The sequence below is a fragment of the Streptomyces sp. NBC_01707 genome, assembly GCF_041438805.1.
Classification (GTDB): Bacteria; Actinomycetota; Actinomycetes; order Streptomycetales; family Streptomycetaceae; genus Streptomyces.
This window is the reverse complement of record NZ_CP109190.1, coordinates 6,641,011-6,658,563: the sequence shown is the minus strand read 5'-3', so window position 1 is coordinate 6,658,563 and position 17,553 is coordinate 6,641,011. Positions and strand designations below refer to the sequence as shown.

16 protein-coding genes are annotated in these 17,553 nt (G+C 68.7%); 4 read left to right on the top strand and 12 right to left on the bottom strand.

What is annotated here, in order from left to right; all coding sequences use genetic code 11:
- Position 1 precedes the first annotated feature (1 nt).
- The 3 genes from nadD to OG963_RS29805 all read right to left on the bottom strand — a co-directional run bounded on the left by nadD (position 2) and on the right by OG963_RS29805 (position 1,059).
- Positions 2-619 carry a nicotinate-nucleotide adenylyltransferase gene (gene nadD / locus OG963_RS29815; protein WP_030921164.1) on the bottom strand — a complete coding sequence of 206 codons (618 nt, stop codon included), beginning with the start codon at positions 617-619 and terminating at the stop codon, positions 2-4.
- 38 nt (positions 620-657) lie between these two features.
- Positions 658-822 carry a hypothetical protein gene (locus tag OG963_RS29810; RefSeq protein ID WP_030921167.1) on the bottom strand — a complete coding sequence of 55 codons (165 nt, stop codon included), beginning with the start codon at positions 820-822 and terminating at the stop codon, positions 658-660.
- Between the two features lie 84 nt (positions 823-906).
- On the bottom strand, positions 907-1,059 hold the full coding sequence (locus OG963_RS29805; RefSeq protein WP_176902209.1) for a hypothetical protein: 153 nt from the start codon (positions 1,057-1,059) through the stop codon (positions 907-909).
- A 111-nt stretch (positions 1,060-1,170) separates the two neighbouring features.
- Here OG963_RS29805 and OG963_RS29800 point away from each other — a divergent pair, with 111 nt between their 5' ends.
- Positions 1,171-2,316 carry a M48 family metallopeptidase gene (locus OG963_RS29800; RefSeq protein WP_371799655.1) on the top strand — a complete coding sequence of 382 codons (1,146 nt, stop codon included), beginning with the start codon at positions 1,171-1,173 and terminating at the stop codon, positions 2,314-2,316.
- Here OG963_RS29800 and OG963_RS29795 read toward each other — a convergent pair.
- The 5 genes from OG963_RS29795 to proB all read right to left on the bottom strand — a co-directional run bounded on the left by OG963_RS29795 (position 2,234) and on the right by proB (position 7,386).
- Positions 2,234-3,370 (bottom strand): hypothetical protein, encoded by a 1,137-nt coding sequence (locus OG963_RS29795; protein WP_371799654.1) that lies wholly within the window; start codon positions 3,368-3,370, stop codon positions 2,234-2,236. The genes OG963_RS29800 and OG963_RS29795 overlap by 83 nt on opposite strands.
- A gap of 229 nt (positions 3,371-3,599) precedes the next feature.
- Complete coding sequence (locus OG963_RS29790; protein ID WP_371799653.1) at positions 3,600-4,199, bottom strand: hypothetical protein; 600 nt, start codon at positions 4,197-4,199, stop codon at positions 3,600-3,602.
- Positions 4,200-4,265: 66 nt separating this feature from the next.
- The gene (locus OG963_RS29785; RefSeq protein WP_093774372.1) at positions 4,266-5,549 is read right to left on the bottom strand and encodes a glutamate-5-semialdehyde dehydrogenase; all 1,284 of its coding nucleotides are present in this window, start codon (positions 5,547-5,549) and stop codon (positions 4,266-4,268) included.
- An 82-nt stretch (positions 5,550-5,631) separates the two neighbouring features.
- The gene (locus tag OG963_RS29780; protein WP_030921180.1) at positions 5,632-6,135 is read right to left on the bottom strand and encodes a hypothetical protein; all 504 of its coding nucleotides are present in this window, start codon (positions 6,133-6,135) and stop codon (positions 5,632-5,634) included.
- A gap of 144 nt (positions 6,136-6,279) precedes the next feature.
- Complete coding sequence (proB, locus tag OG963_RS29775) at positions 6,280-7,386, bottom strand: glutamate 5-kinase (protein ID WP_030921183.1); 1,107 nt, start codon at positions 7,384-7,386, stop codon at positions 6,280-6,282.
- A 376-nt stretch (positions 7,387-7,762) separates the two neighbouring features.
- Between proB and rfbC the strand changes: the two genes are divergently transcribed.
- The gene (rfbC, locus tag OG963_RS29770) at positions 7,763-8,362 is read left to right on the top strand and encodes a dTDP-4-dehydrorhamnose 3,5-epimerase (protein WP_030921187.1); all 600 of its coding nucleotides are present in this window, start codon (positions 7,763-7,765) and stop codon (positions 8,360-8,362) included.
- Positions 8,363-8,414: 52 nt separating this feature from the next.
- Here rfbC and rfbD read toward each other — a convergent pair whose 3' ends face one another.
- Genes rfbD through OG963_RS29755 form a run of 3 tightly spaced genes read right to left on the bottom strand, consistent with a single transcriptional unit; the run spans position 8,415 to position 11,370 of the window.
- A complete protein-coding gene (rfbD, locus tag OG963_RS29765; RefSeq protein ID WP_371799652.1) occupies positions 8,415-9,320 on the bottom strand; it encodes a dTDP-4-dehydrorhamnose reductase in 906 nt (301 codons plus the stop codon).
- The gene (rfbB, locus tag OG963_RS29760) at positions 9,317-10,303 is read right to left on the bottom strand and encodes a dTDP-glucose 4,6-dehydratase (protein ID WP_319325024.1); all 987 of its coding nucleotides are present in this window, start codon (positions 10,301-10,303) and stop codon (positions 9,317-9,319) included. The genes rfbD and rfbB overlap by 4 nt, the downstream gene beginning before the upstream one ends.
- Positions 10,300-11,370, bottom strand: a complete 1,071-nt coding sequence (locus tag OG963_RS29755) for a glucose-1-phosphate thymidylyltransferase (RefSeq protein WP_030921196.1) — start codon at positions 11,368-11,370, stop codon at positions 10,300-10,302. Before OG963_RS29755 ends, rfbB begins: the two co-directional genes overlap by 4 nt.
- A 551-nt stretch (positions 11,371-11,921) precedes the next feature.
- Between OG963_RS29755 and OG963_RS29750 the strand changes: the two genes are divergently transcribed.
- Complete coding sequence (locus tag OG963_RS29750) at positions 11,922-13,985, top strand: hypothetical protein (RefSeq protein ID WP_093774366.1); 2,064 nt, start codon at positions 11,922-11,924, stop codon at positions 13,983-13,985.
- Positions 13,986-14,053: 68 nt separating this feature from the next.
- Here the strand turns inward: OG963_RS29750 and galE are convergent, their stop codons facing one another.
- Entirely contained in the window at positions 14,054-15,025 is a 972-nt protein-coding gene (galE, locus tag OG963_RS29745; protein WP_030921202.1) for a UDP-glucose 4-epimerase GalE, read from the bottom strand.
- A gap of 280 nt (positions 15,026-15,305) precedes the next feature.
- Between galE and OG963_RS29740 the strand changes: the two genes are divergently transcribed.
- Positions 15,306-17,537: a bifunctional glycosyltransferase/CDP-glycerol:glycerophosphate glycerophosphotransferase gene (locus OG963_RS29740; protein WP_093930278.1), complete on the top strand. Its 2,232-nt coding sequence runs from the start codon at positions 15,306-15,308 to the stop codon at positions 17,535-17,537.
- Positions 17,538-17,553 lie beyond the last annotated feature (16 nt).

The window sequence follows — 17,553 nt, the reverse complement described above, 5'->3', positions numbered from 1 at the left end:
CTCATTCGCCGCGGTACAGCTGGCGCTTGTCGATGTAGCGGACCACACCGTCCGGCACCAAGTACCAGACCGGTTCCCCCTGCGCGACTCTCGCACGACAGTCCGTGGAGGAGATCGCGAGCGCCGGGACCTCCACGAGGGAGACACCGCCCTCCGGCAGCCCGTCGTCCGTGAGCACGTGCCCAGGCCGTGTCACACCGATGAAGTGGGACAGCGAGAACAGCTCCTCGGCGTCCCGCCAGGTGAGAATCTGCGAGAGCGCGTCGGCGCCGGTGATGAAGAAGAGGTCCGCGTCGCCATGGACCGTGCGCAGGTCCCGCAGCGTGTCGATCGTGTACGTCGGTCCGCCACGGTCGATGTCACTGCGGCTGACCGAGAACTGCGGATTGGACGCCGTCGCGATGACCGTCATCAGATAGCGGTCCTCGGCCGGGGAAACCAGCTTGTGGCTCTTCTGCCACGGCTGCCCGGTCGGAACGAAGATCACCTCGTCGAGGTGGAACTGGGCGGCCACTTCGCTGGCCGCCACCAGGTGTCCATGATGAATCGGGTCAAACGTCCCGCCCATCACACCGAGTCGGCGTTTGCCGCGGCCGGTAGGCACTTCCTGCTCTCCCATGCGTGCAGAGCCTACTGGCACAGCTGTACGCCTCCGCCTCAGCGGTCGCGGTTGAAGCGGGTGGTGATCCACAGCAGGAGCAGAAGCGTGACGAACGCACCGCCTCCGGTGAGGTACGGGCTGAGGCTTTCGTGGTTACCACCGTGCTCGCCACCCTCGGAGGCGAGAGTGACCAGCTGGTGTGCGGTGCTCGTGAGGCTCATCTTCGGCAGGACCTATCGATCGGGAGTCGGAAGGAAGACGTCGCGGACATCGTATGCGGGGGCCCCGGGCACGCTCACGCCGACTCAGTCGTTGTTGTCGTCGTTGCGGTATCCGCGCAGCAGGAACCAGGCGAGCAAAGCCGCGCCGATGAGCGCGGCGAGCAGCACGATCCGAAGGGTGTTGCCCGGGCCCTGGTCCTCGGATGCGGCGGCAAGCAGAGCAACGGTGTGCGGCATGTTGGGCGTCTCCTCAGTTATCCACAGCCCCCCGCACACCGTAGCCCCAGCACCTACGCTGGGACTTGTCAGGGGGCGAGCGACGTCTCGTACGAACAGGGGGCCCAGTTCATGACCGACAACAGCCACGCGAGTCACGACCGCGTGCCGAGCAGGCAGCGCAGGCGTTTCTCGGGCATCTCGTCCCGTGCGTACGAACACCCGGCGGACCGGTCGGCGCTGGTGGCCCTGCGCAAGCTGAGCGGTTTCGACACGGTGTTCAAGGCACTGAGCGGCCTGTTGCCCGAGCGCAGTCTGCGGTTGCTCTTCCTCTCCGACTCCGTACGGGTGAGTGACGCCCAGTTCGCCCATCTCAACGACATGTTGCGCGACGCCTGTTACATCCTGGACCTGGAGAAGGTCCCGCCGATGTACGTGAACCAGGACCCGCAGCCGAATGCCATGTGCATCGGTCTCGACGAGCCGATCATCGTGGTGACGACCGGGCTGGTGGAGCTGCTCGACGAGGAGGAGATGCGGGCGGTCGTCGGCCACGAGGTGGGGCATGCCCTCTCCGGTCACGCCGTCTACCGCACGATTCTGTTGTTCCTCACCAATCTCGCGCTGAAGGTCGCCTGGATCCCGCTCGGCAATGTGGCGATCATGACGATCGTGATGGCGCTGCGCGAGTGGTTCCGCAAGTCGGAGCTGTCCGCGGACCGGGCGGGGCTGCTGGTCGGCCAGGATTCTCAGGCCTCCATGCGCGGTCTGATGAAGATTGCCGGTGGCAATCATCTGCACGAGATGAATGTGGACGCCTTCCTCGCGCAGGCCGACGAGTACGAGAAGGGTGGCGACCTGCGCGATTCCGTACTCAAGATCCTCAATGTGCTGCCCCGCTCCCACCCGTTCACCACGGTGCGCGCGGCCGAGTTGAAGAAGTGGTCCGAGAGCCGCGACTACCAGCGGATCATGGACGGCCACTACCCGCGGCGCGAGGACGACAAGGACACGTCGGTGACGGACTCGTTCCGGGAGTCCGCCTCGCACTACGCCGATTCGGTGCGCACCAGCAAGGACCCGCTGATGAAGCTCGTGGGCGACATAGCCGGCGGCGCCGGAGACCTGGGCGGCAAGCTCCGCGACAAGTTCACCGGCGGCAGCCACGGTGGCGGTGCGGCAGGCAAGGGCGGCGCTACGGATGACTCCGGAGCGCCCCGGCAGCCGGGGACGGAGGACCCGGAGAGCCCTCAGGGGCCCGGGACAGCCGGGAGCTGATCTCCAGCGTCCCGCAGAGCGCCGTCGTGGGCCGCCCCGTCGTATACGGGTCGGTGCCCGCCGGCCCGCGGGAGGCCGCCCGCTCGCCGGCGAGCAGCGGGTGCAGGGTGCCGGTCGTGTCCGGCGAGCAGGCCTGCGGTCCGGCCTGGACGTAGCTGGTCCGCAGCTCCAGCCGGTGCAGCCGCAGGTCCTCCCGGTCGAAGCGGAAGTGCAGCTCGCGCCGTACGGTGAACAGCGAGACGCCACCCGCTTTTTGCGGACCTGAGACGGCCGGGCGCAGGGCGTACGTGAAGGTGTGGTCCGACACCACCTCAAGGGTGTCGGAGCCCGCCTCGGAGTAGGCCAGGGTCCCCTGGACCCGGATGTCCGGGTCGGCCAGCGCCACCTTCGCCGGGTCGAACCGAACCACCCAGCCGGTCGCGGCATGCTGCCCGTCGTCGGCCGATCGGGTCATGCTCCGGTCGAACTGGTTCGCCTGGTCCGGGTCGAGCAGCAGCCCCACCGGCCGCACCGAGCCGCCGGTGAGGACGTCGGGGTCCAGGGAGGACGCCACCAGGTAGTCCTTCACCGTGGTCAGGGCGGTGGTCACCTGGCTGTCCGAGAAGTTTTCGGTCCGCCGGGTCATCGGAAGGTTGATGCCTGAGGCACCTGTCCGGAAGTGGGCGGCGGGGCTCGTGGCGAAGAGGTCGGCGGCCTTGCCGCCGGGGACGGCGCCTCGGGGCGCCAGGGGTATGACGGTCGAGCGGAGCGGCTCGGCCCGCCTGCCGACGGGTGGCTGGTACGGATTGCTGAGGCCCATGTAGACGGCCGTGGCGAAGGCGATGGCTATCAGGACGATCAGGGCGATGACGGCCCGGGATCCGGTACGGAAGTGGCGGGCCGGGAGGCTGCGTACGGCGCGGGCGTGCTCGCCCATGCGTTCCTGGGCGGAGAATTCCTGGAGCCGGGCAGCACGGACGAACGACTCGTCGAAGACGACGGACCGGTACTCGTCCTCGCCACCACCGGGGAGGCCCTCGGGTGCTCCTTCTGGCGGTTCTCCACGGCCTGTCATGACTTCTCCCGACTCCACGTCACCGGCCGAAGCCGACACGCTACGCACTGCTTCGGCCGAAAGGGCCTCGGGCAGGGCCTGTCCGTCACGGGTTCGCGCGTACGGACGGGTGAGAAGCCCCCTCCTGGGGAGGGGTCACATCTTCAGAGTAGGTCGATTGCCACGAACGTAAACGCCCTGGCGTGTGAGAACTCGATCCGAGTTCTCACACGCCAGGGGGCTGCGCGTATCAGGGCGTGCGTGGGACCGCAGACACCGTGGGGCGGAAATAGTCGGCGGAAGCGGATGGGGCGACGCCGGAGCCGGGCGCGCTGTCCACGCCGGTCGTGGCGGGTGGTGGGATCTGGTCCTGGCGGTGGGCCGAGGCGCCCCGGTAGACGGCACTGAAGGCCAGCGCGACCATGCCGATGCCCATCAGCAGCGCGAGCAGCCAGGCCACGGGGCGGTGCCACCGTGCGGCCCCCCGGTAGGGGCGCAAGGAGCCGCCGTGGCGCCCGTACGGGCCGTTGTCGTAGTCGTCGAGCCCGTCGTGGTCCAGCGGGTCGCCGTAGGGGCTCCCACGGCCGTATGCGCCGCCCGGCCCGTATCCGTCGTCGTACAGCTCGTCGTCGGCGGGGCCACCGCCGGCGCGCGCCCGGGCGGCCTCGGCCTCGGCACGCGCCTGGGCGGCCGCCAACAGCCGCTCGACCGCGGTGGCTTCATGGAACTTGGCAGCCCGGACGAAGTCCTCGTCGAACACCACGGAGGCGAAGTCCTCGTCCGCGCCCCCGCGGTCGTCGTCGGGCTCCCAGCCGTCCGAAAACGGCCTGCCCCCCACGTCGTCCGGCACAGCTTCAGCGTAGCCCCGGCGAGTCGTTTTGGGCAGGGAGACTGCAAACTCGCCGGGCACCGAAGATCACCGTACGTGACCGTCCCCGGTCACGATGTACTTCGTCGAGGTCAGCTCCGGCAGGCCCATCGGGCCCCTGGCGTGCAGCTTCTGGGTGGAGATTCCGATCTCCGCGCCGAACCCGAACTGCCCCCCGTCGGTGAACCGGGTGGACGCGTTCACGGCGACCGTCGTGGAATCCACCAGTTGAGTGAACCGGCGAGCAGCGGCCTGCGACGTGGTGACGATCGCCTCGGTGTGTCCGGAGGACCAGAGCCGGATGTGGGCGACGGCCGCGTCCAGGGATTCGACGACGGCGGCCGCGATGTCGTAGGAGAGGTACTCGGTCTCCCAGTCCTCCGGCGTCGCCGGCACGACGGTGGCCTTGGACGTCTCGGCGAACTCCAGCACCTGCTCGTCGCCGTGCACCGTCACCCCTGCGTCGGCCAGCGCGTCCAGCGCGCGGGGCAGGAATTCCGCGGCGATGTCCTTGTGCACCAGCAGCGTCTCGGCGGCGTTGCAGACACTCGGCCGCTGGGCCTTGGAGTTGATGAGGATGTCGACGGCCATGCCGAGGTCTGTCTGCGCGTCCACGTACACATGGCAGTTGCCGGTACCGGTCTCGATGACCGGAACGGTGGACTCCTCGACGACGGTGCGGATCAGGGAGGCGCCGCCGCGCGGGATCAGTACGTCGACGAGACCGCGGGCCCGCATCAGTTCCCGTACCGAATCGCGGTTCTCGCCGGGCACCAACTGCACCGCGTCGGCCGGCAGACCGGAGCCGCCGACCGCGTCGCGCAGCACCCGGACGAGTGCGGTGTTGGAGGCGTATGCGGAGGACGAGCCGCGCAGCAGAACGGCGTTGCCGGACTTCAGGCAGAGCGCAGCGGCGTCCACCGTGACATTGGGCCGGGCCTCGTAGATGATCCCGACCACTCCGAGCGGCACCCGAACCTGGCGCAGGTCGATGCCGTTGGGCAGGGTCGAGCCGCGCACCACTTCGCCGACCGGGTCGGGCAGCGCCGCCACGTCCCGTACATCGGCGGCGATGGCCCGGATCCGCTCGGGGGTGAGGGTGAGCCGGTCGACGATCGATTCACTGGTCCCGGCCTCGCGGGCGCGGGCCACGTCCTCGGCGTTGGCCGCGACGATCTCGGCCGTCCGCACTTCCAGCGCGTCCGCGATCGCCAGCAGCGCGTCGTCCTTCGCCGCGCGCGGCAGTGGCGCGATGTCGGCGGCGGCGGAGCGGGCCCGGTAGGCGGCCTGGGCGACCGGGGACATGTTGTCGTACGGCGAAAGCGTGGTCATGCCCGCAGAGTAGTGCGCACACAGCGGGCATTCCGCAGGTATCCCGTGATGCGAGACGGCCGTCCCGAGCGGAGCCGACCGGTCAGTACGGGTGCACGCCGACCGGGGCCGCCGGGGGCGGTCCGTATCCCTCGGCGATGCGCTGGTGGTACGTCTCCCGGTCGATGACCTCCAGGCCGACGATCTCCCACGGCGGCAGCTTGGCGCTGGAACGGTGCTCGCCCCACAGCCGCAGTGCGACCGCCGCCGCGTCGTGCAGATCCCGTGCCTCTTCCCAGTACCGGATCTCCGCGTGGTCGTTGGCGTACCGGCTGGTCAGCAGGAAGGGATGGTCGTTGGCGAGCTGTTCGAGACCGCGTCTGACCTCCTTCAGCGGTGTCTCGGTACCCGAGACGCTGAGCGTGATGTGCCACAGCTTCGACCGGGTGTGTTCCTCCTTCGCCGCCACCGGCTCGGGGTCGGTGGTGGTCCCGTCGGCGGTCCGGTCGACGGACCGGACCTCGTCGAAGCCGACACCTGCTCCGACGCTGGTCAAGGCGCGGCCACCCGTTCCTCGGGGCGGCGCCCCCGGGCGAGCTCGTCTCACCGGCGGCCTCCTGTGAATGCGTTGCTGTGCTGTACCCCCGCTGTGTCCCCGTTACAAAGTTGACCAGTCCGGGGCCTGGCGTGGGGCGGTTTTCATGAAGGTCCCTGCCCGAAGTCCGGACTTTCAGCCGTTTCAGGGGGCCGGTCAGGGGTGCAGGATGACCAGATCGTCCCTGTGTACGACCTCGCGTTCGTACGCCGGGCCGAGTTCGCGTGCCAGGTCCCGGGTGGACCGGCCGAGCAGCTGCGGAATCTCCTTGGCGTCGAAGTTGACGAGCCCGCGGGCCACGGGGCGGCCCTGGAGGTCGCGCAGCTCCACCGGGTCCCCTGCGGTGAATTCGCCCTCGACGGCGGCGATCCCGGCCGGCAGCAGCGAGCTGTGGCGTTCGACGACGGCCTGCACCGCCCCGTCGTCGAGGGTGAGCGATCCCTGCGGGGTGGAGGCGTGGGCCAGCCAGAGCAGCCGGTCCGCCGAACGGCGTCCGGTGCGGCGGAAGTACGTGCCGGTGTCGCGCCCGGCGAGGGCGTCGGCGGCGCGGCTCGCGGAGGTCAGGACGACCGGCACTCCGGCGGCCGTGGCGATTCGGGCGGCTTCGACCTTGGTGACCATGCCGCCGGTACCGACGCCCGCCTTTCCCGCGCTGCCGATGGTGACATCGGCCAGATCGGCGGGGCCGGTCACTTCGGCGATGCGTGAGGTGCCGGGGGTACTGGGGTCGCCGTCGTAGAGGCCGTCCACGTCGGAGAGGAGGACCAGCAGATCGGCGCGGACGAGATGGGCGACGAGCGCGGCGAGCCGGTCGTTGTCGCCGAACCGGATCTCATCGGTGGCGACGGTGTCGTTCTCGTTGACGATCGGGAGCGCGCCCATCGCCAGGAGCTGGTCCAGGGTGCGGTAGGCGTTGCGGTAGTGAGCGCGGCGGCTGGTGTCGTTGCTGGTGAGCAGCACCTGGCCGACGCGTACGCCGTAGCGCGCGAAGGAGGCGGTGTAGCGGGCGACGAGCAGCCCCTGGCCGACGCTGGCCGCGGCCTGCTGCCTGGCCAGGTCCCGGGGCCGGCGGTGCAGGCCGAGCGGGGCGAGTCCGGCGGCGATGGCTCCGGAGGAGACGAGGACGATCTCCTTCTCCCCGCCGCTCCTGACCTTGGCGAGGACATCGACGAGCGCGTCGACCCGGTCGGCGTCGAGGCCGCCGGCCGCGGTGGTCAGGGACGAGGAACCGACCTTGATCACGATCCTGCGCGCTTCGGTCACGCCCTGCCTTGCCCCTGCCACGTGCACGTTCCTGCCCTCGTCGTCTTCATCGTCATCGGCTGCGTCTGCCTGGCCGTCAGCGTACGCGAGCGGGGGGACCAGCGGACCGAACAGGCGTTCCCGATAATCGGACTCCCGTTTTCCGTCTTCCGGCCACGAATTGATGAATGCACGACCCGCGGATGGCGCGACAACGAAAGTCGGATCAAATTATTCGCATATTCCATACCGACACGACCGGTCTCGATCATTGCGCAGCAATCCGATCGACCATCGGGACATCCCACTCACCGGAACCATGGACGGCGACAATTCCCGTTAAATTGGCTTTCGACATTCCGGTCTGTCCCGGACGCCAGAACAAGGATGTGATCGCATGCGGCAGCTCTCCTTCCCCGGGGCCTGGGTGCATGAACCCAAGCTCTTCCCGGACAGTCGCGGCAGCTTCCACGAGTGGTTCAGGAGGTCCGACCTCGATGACGCCACCGGACACGGCCTGCAGCTGGCGCAGGCCAACTTCTCGGTCTCCAGCCGGGGCACCTTGCGCGGCATCCACTTCGCCGATGTGCCGCCGAGCCAGGCCAAGTACGTCACATGCGTACGGGGGGTGGTGCTCGACGTCATCGTGGACATCCGGGTCGGCTCCCCCACGTACGGGCAATGGGAGGCGGTACGCCTCGACGACACGGTCCATCACGCCGTCTACGTCGCCGAGGGACTCGGGCACTCCTTCATGGCGCTGACCGACGACACAGCGGTCGTCTACCTGTGTTCCGAGGGCTATGCGCCCGGTCGTGAACACGGCATCAATCCGCTCGACCCCGAGCTGGGCATCGAATGGCCCGAGGGCGTCACGCCGCTCCTCTCCGAGAAGGACGCCGCCGCACCCTCACTGGCCGAGGCCGAGGAGCAGGGCCTGCTGCCGTCGTACGAGGCCTGTCAGGCGTACTACGCGGAGCTGCGCGCCCGAGGCTGAGCCGGCCGGGACCGCGGGAAGTACGGGTGGCCCCGGCGGAGTTCAGCGGGGCTCAGAGGGCGAGGTCACCGCTGCTGCGCCGTTCCGCCGCCAGCAGGGCGGGGAACGCCTCCGCCAGCGCCGCCCGCCAGTCGCGGATCGGTTCCATACCGGCCGCCGCCCAGCGGTCGTGTCCGAGCACACCGAACGCGGGCCGGGGTGCCGGCCGGACGAAGGCCTCGCTGGTGGTGGGGCGGACACGAGCCGGGTCGGCCCCGAGCAGCCGGAAGATCTCCCGGGTGAAGCCGAACCAGGTCGTCTGCCCGCCGCTGGTGCCGTGGTAGATGCCCGCGGGGACGGCGCCGGCCGCGGCGGCCTGTCCGAGCCGGACGAGCCGGTCGGCCAGATCTGCGGTCCAAGTGGGCTGCCCACGTTGGTCGTCGACCACATCGAGGGCGTCCTTGACGCCCTCCAGTTTGATCATCGTTCGGACGAAGTTGGGACCGTACGCGCCGTACAGCCAGGCGGTACGGACGACGTAACCGGTGTCCGGGAGGATGTCCAGCACCGCACGTTCCCCGGCCAGTTTGGTCCTGCCGTAGGCGGTGCGCGGGCCGGCGGCGGCGTCCTCCGGATATGGCTTCTCGGCGTCCCCGGCAAAGACGTAGTCGGTGGAGACCTGAAGAAGCACGACGCCGTGCTCACGGCAGGCCGCGGCCAGGACCGCGGGACCCGTGGCGTTGACCCGCAGCGCCGCTTCCTCCTGGGACTCGGCGTCGTCGACGGCGGTCCAGGCGGCGCAGTTCACCACGACGGCGGGGCGGTGGAACTCCAGGGCGGCACGCACCAGGGCGGGGTCGGCGATGTCGAGGGCCACACGGTTCGCGGCGACCGTGGTGACCGACTCGCCGGCGAGCCGGGCCAGGACGTCCCGGCCGAGCATTCCGGCGGCTCCGGTCACCAGCCAGACGGGGCTCACAGCGCGGCCCTGTCCTTCAGCGGCTCCCACCAGGCGCGATTGTCGCGGTACCACTGCACGGTCTCGGCGAGACCGGTACGGAAGTCCTTGCGGGGCTCGTAGCCGAGCTCGTCGCGGATCTTCGTGCAGTCGACGGAGTAGCGGCGGTCGTGGCCCTTGCGGTCCTCGACATGGATGACGCCGGTCTCCCAGTCGGCGCCGCAGGCTTCCAGCAGCAGGCCGGTGAGCTCCTTGTTGGACAGTTCGGTGCCGCCGCCGATGTTGTAGACCTCACCGGCGCGGCCCTTCGTGCGGACCAGTTCGACGCCCTGCACATGGTCGTCGATGTGCAGCCAGTCGCGGACGTTGGCGCCGTCGCCGTACAGCGGTACCGGCTTGCCGTCCAGCAGGTTCGTGACGAACAGCGGGATGACCTTCTCGGGGAAGTGGTGGTGCCCGTAGTTGTTGGAGCAGCGGGTCACGCGCACGTCGAGGCCATGCGTGCGGTGGTACGAAAGGGCGATCAGGTCGCTGGACGCCTTGGCCGCGGAGTACGGCGAGTTGGGCGCCAGCGGGTCGGTCTCGGGCCAGGAGCCCTCGTCGATCGAGCCGTACACCTCGTCGGTGGAGATGTGCACGAAGGTCTCGATGCCCGCCAGATGCGCGGCGTGGACCAGGGTGTGCGTGCCCACCACGTTCGTACGGACGAACTCGGCGCCGCCGTCGATGGACCGGTCCACATGGGACTCGGCGGCGAAGTGCACCACCTGATCGTGCCCGGCCATCAGCTTGGCGACCAGCTCCGCATCGCAGATGTCGCCCTGCTCGAAGGCGAAGCCGGGATGGTCGCGGACCTCGTCGAGGTTGGCCGGGTTGCCCGCGTAGGTGAGCTTGTCGAGCACGGTGACGGCGACATCTCCGGGCCCCTGCGGGCCGAGCACCGTACGGACGTAGTGCGAGCCGATGAAACCGGCCCCGCCGGTCACCAGGATGCGAGTGGTCATGAGGAGATCTGCACCTTGCTGTGGTCGCCGAGCACGAGTCGGTGGGCGGACGGGGAGCGGGGCGCGGGGGTCACTTCGACGTCATGGCCGATGAGTGACGCCTCGACGCGGCGGACACCGTCGATCGAGGCACCCCGCAGGACGATCGAGTACTCGATCTCACTGTCCTCGATCCGGCAGTCCTCCGAGACCGAGGTGAACGGACCGACATACGCGCCACTGATCACCGAGCGGGCGCCGATGATCGCGGGACCGACGATCCGGCTGCCGCTGACCTTGGCGCCCGCCTCGATCCGGACCCGGCCGATGATCTCGCTCTCGTCGTCGACGTCGGCGCCCTCGACGGACGGCTCGACGGTCTCCAGCACCGTCCGGTTGACCTCCAGCATGTCGGTGACATTGCCGGTGTCCTTCCAGTACCCGCGGATCGTGGTGGAGCGGACGTCCCGCCTCTGGTCGATCAGCCACTGGATGGCGTGCGTGATCTCCAACTCGCCCCGCCAGGAGGGTGCGATGGAGCGCACCGCCTCATGGACGACGGAGGTGAAGAGGTAGACACCGACCAGTGCCAGATCGCTCTTCGGCTCCTTCGGCTTCTCCTCCAGCGCCGCCACCCGGCCGTCGCCGTCGAGTTCGGCGACACCGAAGGCACTCGGGTCGGGCACCCGGGTCAGCAGGATCTGCGCATCGGGCCGGTCGGCGCGGAACTCCTCGACGAGGCCGGCGATCCCGCCGACGATGAAGTTGTCACCGAGGTACATGACGAAGTCGTCGTCCCCCAGGAAACGCCGGGCGATCAGCACCGCGTGCGCGAGCCCCAGCGGCTCGTCCTGCGGGATGTACGTGACCTCGATGCCGAACCGGGAACCGTCGCCGACGGCCGCGCGAATCTCCGCAGCGGTGTCGCCCACAATGATGCCGACCTCGGTGATGCCCGCTTCCGCAATGGCTTCCAGGCCGTAGAACAGCACCGGCTTGTTCGCCACCGGGACCAGCTGTTTGGCAGAGGTGTGCGTAATGGGACGGAGCCGGGTGCCGGCCCCACCGGAAAGTACGAGAGCTTTCATTTTCCCTGCCCGATGGTGAGATTCCGGTCTTGTCGCGACCGCGACCTTCGGGGCGATTTTACTGAGATTCACTGTGCGATCCGCCGCGAAGGGGCCCACGGAATCGAGATGCGCCCGATTGACACTCGGATACATTTTCTTGTTTCGTACATTTCTTCCACCCCGACAGCGGAATGCGGGAATTGCCTCGCGCACCGATCGTGTCTCCGCCCCACCCGGGGCCGCCCGGATCATCCCGGGCGACGGTCCGCGCTCCATCCGTCCGGACCGGCCCGCGACTGTCCGCACACAGGCACCTGACGGGATGTGCACAGCTGCATGGTCATCATCTAGAATGGTTGTACGAAGCTGCATATCGTTACACAGTCCTCACCTGAGCCACACAAGCGGATGACGTGGCTTCTCTACGGTGGGGGCGGATCACACCCGCTTCCGGGGCCCCGGCCCTGGCTTTACCAGTCGGCCCGATCACTGTGCCATCCGGCCGCAATCGCGCCCTGCGCGAGCTCGAGCTGCTTGGAGTCCCCCGAGTGCAACCTCTTCCCCTCACCATGCGGCCTGCCGCGAAGCCCTTCTTGATCTTCGCGCTGGCCGCGTCGTTCGTCGCCCAGGCCACCGCCGCGCTCCTCCCGAACGTCCCCCTGCTCATCGCGGCCACGGCGACCGGTCTCGCGACGGAAGCCGCCCTGCACCGCTGGCAGCCAGGCCTGAACTCGCAGTTCACCAAGGTCAGGGCAGATGTCACGGTACGACAGGTCATACGCGACCTCCTGCTCGTCGTGGGCGTGCTCGAACTGGACAGCCAGCAGCGGGAGACGGCCTACCTCCCCCTCGTCTGCGCTCTGCTCTTCTTCTACGCGCTCCACTTCGCCGGCCACGCCACGGCGATCCTTGTGCGCGCCAGCCGCACCATGCCCCTGCTCACGCGCAACATCGACGCCTCCGCCCTGCGGATCACCCCGGCACCCCCCGCGCTGCTGATGGGCGGCCCGGGACCGCGGCTGCTGCTGTTCGGCCTGCCCGCGACCGCGGGCCTGCTGACGACGGCGGCGAGCGACGAGCCGGAGTTCGCCGCGGCAGGCATCGGGCTTTCGGTCCTGCTCGCCTGCGCCGGACTCGCCGTGCTGCTGTGGCGGCTCGCCCGGCGCCGTCCCGCCTCGCAGGAACAGGCGCTCGCCTGGTTCGACGCCTGGCTCGCCGAGTACCAGCCGACCGTCGGCATGTACTTCTCGGGCGGCTCCTCGTCCGCGTACCAGGCCAATATGTGGCTCGACACGCTGGCCCGGACCGACGGCCGCCCGCTCATCGTGCTGCGCGAGCGCTTCATGATGCAGAAGATCGGCGCGACGGACATCCCCATCGTGTGCATCCCCAGGGTCGCCCAGCTGATGCGCCTCGAGCACTCGACGCTCAAGATGATGATCCACCCCGCGAACTCGGGCAAGACCTCGCAGGTCCTGCGCATCCCGACGATCAAGCACGCCTTCGTCAACCACGGTGAGAGCGACAAGCTCTCCAGCTGCAATCCCTACGCGAAGGCGTACGACGAGGTCTGGGTCGCGGGACCGGCCGCCCGGGAGCGCTACGCCCAGGCCGAGGTCGGCATCGACGACCGTGACGTGGTGGAGATCGGCCGTCCCCAGCTGGCGCCGATCGCACCGTACGCGGGCCCGCCCACCGGCCCGCACACCACCGTGCTCTACGCCCCGACCTGGGAGGGCTGGGACGGCAACCCCGGCAACACATCGGTGATCCTGGCCGGCGAGAACATCGTCCGTGCGCTGCTCGCCGATCCCGGGGTGCGGCTCCTCTACAAGCCGCATCCGATGACGGGTTCGGTCGATCCGCGTGCGGGAGCCGCGAACGAGCGCATGCAGGAGCTGATCCGCGAGGCCAACCGCCGGCGCACCGGCCCCCGGCCCGGCCCCGAGGCCGCGGCCGCGCTCGCCCTGCGGACCGCGGAGCTGGACGGGATAACCGCCTCCTCCTTCCGGAAGGGCTCGGACGACGCGGAGCGGATGCTGGCCCAGGGCGCACCGCCCGCGGGCCGCGCCGAAGCGGTCGCCGCGGCAACGGCCGCCTGGGAAGAGGCCTACTGGGAATCCCTGCCCGACTGGGAGCACCAGATCATCACGACCCCGCAGCCCGCGCTGTACGCCTGCTTCAACCAGGCGGATCTGCTGATCAGCGATGTGTCGAGCGTGGTCACCGACTACCTGGCGAGCGAGAAGCCGTACGCCGTCGCGAACACCAGCGAGCTGCCGGAGGACGCGTTCCGAGAAGCGTTCCCGACGGTCCGCGCGGCGACGATCCTCACCCCGGACGCCGAGGGTGTGGCGGCGCTGCTGCACACCGTACGCAATCCGGAGCACGACACACTGGTCCGCAGCCGTGCCGAGCTGAAGCTTCATCTGCTCGGCCCCTCGGATCCGCCGTCGCTGGAGCGCTTCAACGAGGCGGCACGCAGTCTCTGCGCGAGGGCGGACAGTCACCGTGCGCGCATGGCGCAGCGGCTGCTGTCCATGATTCCGGCGCCGCGCGCGGCCGTGACCGAGGAAACGACGACGTCGGCGGAGGCTTCGAAGTCCCTGCTGAACGTGGCACCCGAGGTGTAGCGCCCGCCGCACCGGCAGAACGGCGAAGGGGCCCGCAGGTATGCGGGCCCCTTCGCCGTCGCTCTTCGTCACGGGTGGTGGTGGAGCCAGCCCTGCCACGCGGAGTCGATCATCTCGTCCACTCCGTACGTGGCCGACCAGCCCAGCTCCGTCCGGATCCGGTCGGCCCCGGCGACCACGCGCGCCGGGTCGCCGGGACGGCGGGCCGTCACCTCCGGGGTGAGGTCGCCGCGGCCGGTCACCTTGAGGATCCGGTCGACCATCTCCTTCACGGAACTGCCCTCACCACGGCCGATGTTGAGCGTGAGATCGGTACCGCTCTCGGCCTCGTCCAGCCTGCGCGCGGCGGCGAGATGCGCGGAGGCTATGTCCTCCACATGGATGTAGTCACGGATGCATGTGCCGTCGGGCGTCCCGTAGTCGTCGCCGAAGATCCTCGGACCCTCACCTGCCGCCAGCCGTTCGAAGACCATCGGGATGAGATTGAATACTCCGGCGTCGGCCAGCTCGGGCGAGGCGGCACCCGCGACATTGAAGTAGCGGAGCGACGCGCAGCGCAGTCCATGGGCCCGAGCGGCTGCGTGGATCAGCCATTCGCCGACGAGCTTCGTCTCGCCGTACGGGCTCATCGGCAGACACGGAGTGTCCTCTGTGACCAGATCCACATCCGGCATGCCGTAGACGGCGGCCGACGAGGAGAACACCAGCCGGTCGACGCCCCCCGCGACCATGCTCTCCAGGAGAGTCTCCAGCCCGGTCACGTTCTCCCGGTAGTAGTGGAGCGGCCGCTCGACGGACTCGCCCACCTGCTTCTTCGCCGCGACGTGCACCACGCCTGTCACATCGTGGTCACGGATCGCCGCGTCGAGCCGCTGCCGGTCGAGCACGCTGCCGATCACCAGGGGGACCCCGGCGGGAACCTTCTCGGCGCTTCCCGTCGACAGGTCGTCGTAGACGACCACCGACTGACCGCCCGCGAGCATCGCACGCACGACATGTGCACCGATATATCCCGCCCCACCTGTAACCATCCAGGCCATTTACGCGTCTCCCTGTACGAGGTCCTACCGTCGGCTTCACTCTACGTGTGGGAAAAATGGAGTCGAGCAAATAGGACCAATCAGCACTATCGTTCAATATGCCCCCTTGCGGGGGAGATGCCAGGACGGACACCTCCGGGTGAAGTCCGGGCCAACGCAGGGCCACAGCGAGCCAATGACGATCAATTACTCTGTCCGGGTACTTCGGCGCCGCCCCGTCGGTCGACGGTACGAATCGGCGCCCACACGGACCCTCGACAGCTCTCTGGACTGGTGAAGGATGCCTCGACTGACACTCATCGTGCCTGCCTACAACGTGCAGGGATACATCCGGGAGTGCATCGACTCCGTACTGCGGCAGGACTTCACCGACTTCGAGATCGTCGCCGTCGACGACTGCTCGCCGGACGGTTCCGGCGAAATCATGGACGAGTTCGCCCGTCGCGACACCCGTGTGCGCGTCCTGCACCTCGGTGAGAATGTGGGCCTGGGCCGCGCCCGCAACGCCGGCATCGAACAGGCGACCGGCGACTATCTGCTGTTCCTGGACAGCGACGACACCCTTGCGCCGGGATCGCTGAGCGCCATCGCCCGGCGGCTCGACACGACGGACGATCCCGACGTCCTGATCTTCGACTACACGCGCACCTACTGGGACGGCCGACGCCTGCCGAACCAGCGCGCCGACCTGCTGGCCGAAACCGGCCCCGCGGCATTCTCGTTGGCGGACCGGCCCGAGCTGCTGGACCTACTCCAGATCGTATGGAACAAGGCGTACCGTCGCGACTTCATCACCCGGCACGGTTTCCAGTTCCCGCCCGGCTATTACGAGGACGCCCCATGGACGTACTCCACCCTGATAGCTGCGGAGCGCCTTGCGGTGCTCGACCGCACGTGCGTCTTCTACCGGCAGCGACGCGAGGGCGGGAACATCCTGCGTACCGTCAGCCGCAAGCACTTCGACGTCTTCGACCAGTACGACCGTGTCTTCGCCTATCTGGACGAACACCCCGAGCTCGACCACTGGCGCACGGCGGTCTTCCGGAAGATGGCCGACCACTATCTGACCATCATGGAAAAGCCGGGCCGGCTGCCGCGCAACGCACGGTCCGAGTTCTTCCACCGGGCCTCCGAGGACTACGGACGCAGGCTGCCGGACGGTTTCGTACGCCCCCCGGGCGGCCGTGGCTACAAGTACGCACTGCTCGGCATGGGCTCCTATCCGGCGCTGGCCGCCGCCACCCGGGCCCGTCGATTGCGCAACCGGTCCAATCTTCGCAGACGCGAACACGTCGTCCGTGCCAAGCGCGCCGCCATGGGGATGTTCTACCGGTCCCAGCTGAGGATGGGACTGGACGAGAACCTGGCGGTGTTCTCCGCCTACTGGAGCCGCGGCTACTCCTGCAACCCCGCGGCCATCGACGCCGAACTGGCCCGCCTGGCCCCGCACATCCGCCGGGTCTGGGCGGTCAGGGCCGACCAGGTCGACCGGGTTCCCAAGGGCGTCGAGGTGGCGGTCGTGGGCTCCCGTTCCTACTGGACGGCGGTGGCCCGTGCCAAGTACCTGGTCAACAACGTGAACTTCGCCAACGCGGTGGTCAAGCGCGAGGGCCAGATCCATCTGCAGACCCATCACGGCACCCCGTTGAAGACCATGGGGCTCGACCAGATGAACTTCCCGGCCTCCACCAGCATGGACTTCGAAGACCTGCTCAAGCGCTGTGACCGCTGGGACTACAGCCTCTCCTCCAACCGCTTCTCGACCACCGTGTGGGAGCGGGTGTACCCGTGCCGGTACACCTCCCTGGAGACCGGCTACCCGCGCAACGACGTCCTCATCAACTCGACTGCCGCGGACGTCGCAAGGGTTCGCCGGGAGCTCGGTCTGAAGGACGGCTCCAGCGTCTTCCTCTACATGCCGACCCACCGCGAGTACCAGAAGGACTTCACCCCGCGGCTCGACCTTCCACGGCTGGCCGACGAACTGGGCGAGGACGTCACTCTTCTGGTGCGCGGTCACTACTTCTACAAGCCGAGCGGGCGGATGGCCGAGCTCCAGACCAGCGGCCGCATCATCGATGTGTCGGCACACCAGCGTGTCGAGGACCTCTACCTCGCCTCGGACGCCCTGATCACCGACTACTCGTCAGCAATGTTCGACTATGCGAATCTTGACCGGCCGATCGTGATCTTCGCTGACGACTGGGACACCTACAAGGCGGTCCGCGGCACGTACTTCGACCTGATGGCCGAGCCTCCCGGCGCCGTTGCGACCAGCCAGTCGCAGCTCACCGAGATCCTCGGATCAGGCGAGTGGCGGAGCGAGAAGTCCGCCACCTTCCGCAGCGAGTTCCGCGAACGATACTGCGACTACGACGACGGTCACGCGGCGGAGCGTGTCGTCCGCAAAGTCTTCCTGGGCGAGGAGAGCCTCCTTCCCGTTGTACCGCTTGCCGAACGCAAGCCGGCACCCTCCCCAGCTCAGGCGCTCGAACCGGTCGAGCGGGTCTGACCCGAAAGGAATCCTG

Bases quoted from the DNA above. Each gene is read 5' to 3' on its own strand.
- rfbC (WP_030921187.1), top strand. From the start codon at position 7,763: ATGCGGCAGCTCTCCTTCCCCGGGGCCTGGGTGCATGAACCCAAGCTC.
- nadD (WP_030921164.1), bottom strand. From the start codon at position 619: ATGGGAGAGCAGGAAGTGCCTACCGGCCGCGGCAAACGCCGACTCGGT.
- OG963_RS29740 (WP_093930278.1), top strand. From the start codon at position 15,306: ATGCCTCGACTGACACTCATCGTGCCTGCCTACAACGTGCAGGGATAC.
- galE (WP_030921202.1), bottom strand. From the start codon at position 15,025: ATGGCCTGGATGGTTACAGGTGGGGCGGGATATATCGGTGCACATGTC.
- OG963_RS29810 (WP_030921167.1), bottom strand. From the start codon at position 822: ATGAGCCTCACGAGCACCGCACACCAGCTGGTCACTCTCGCCTCCGAG.
- OG963_RS29795 (WP_371799654.1), bottom strand. From the start codon at position 3,370: ATGACAGGCCGTGGAGAACCGCCAGAAGGAGCACCCGAGGGCCTCCCC.
- OG963_RS29805 (WP_176902209.1), bottom strand. From the start codon at position 1,059: ATGCCGCACACCGTTGCTCTGCTTGCCGCCGCATCCGAGGACCAGGGC.
- OG963_RS29785 (WP_093774372.1), bottom strand. From the start codon at position 5,549: ATGACCACGCTTTCGCCGTACGACAACATGTCCCCGGTCGCCCAGGCC.
- OG963_RS29755 (WP_030921196.1), bottom strand. From the start codon at position 11,370: ATGAAAGCTCTCGTACTTTCCGGTGGGGCCGGCACCCGGCTCCGTCCC.
- OG963_RS29750 (WP_093774366.1), top strand. From the start codon at position 11,922: ATGCGGCCTGCCGCGAAGCCCTTCTTGATCTTCGCGCTGGCCGCGTCG.
- rfbB (WP_319325024.1), bottom strand. From the start codon at position 10,303: ATGACCACTCGCATCCTGGTGACCGGCGGGGCCGGTTTCATCGGCTCG.
- OG963_RS29800 (WP_371799655.1), top strand. From the start codon at position 1,171: ATGACCGACAACAGCCACGCGAGTCACGACCGCGTGCCGAGCAGGCAG.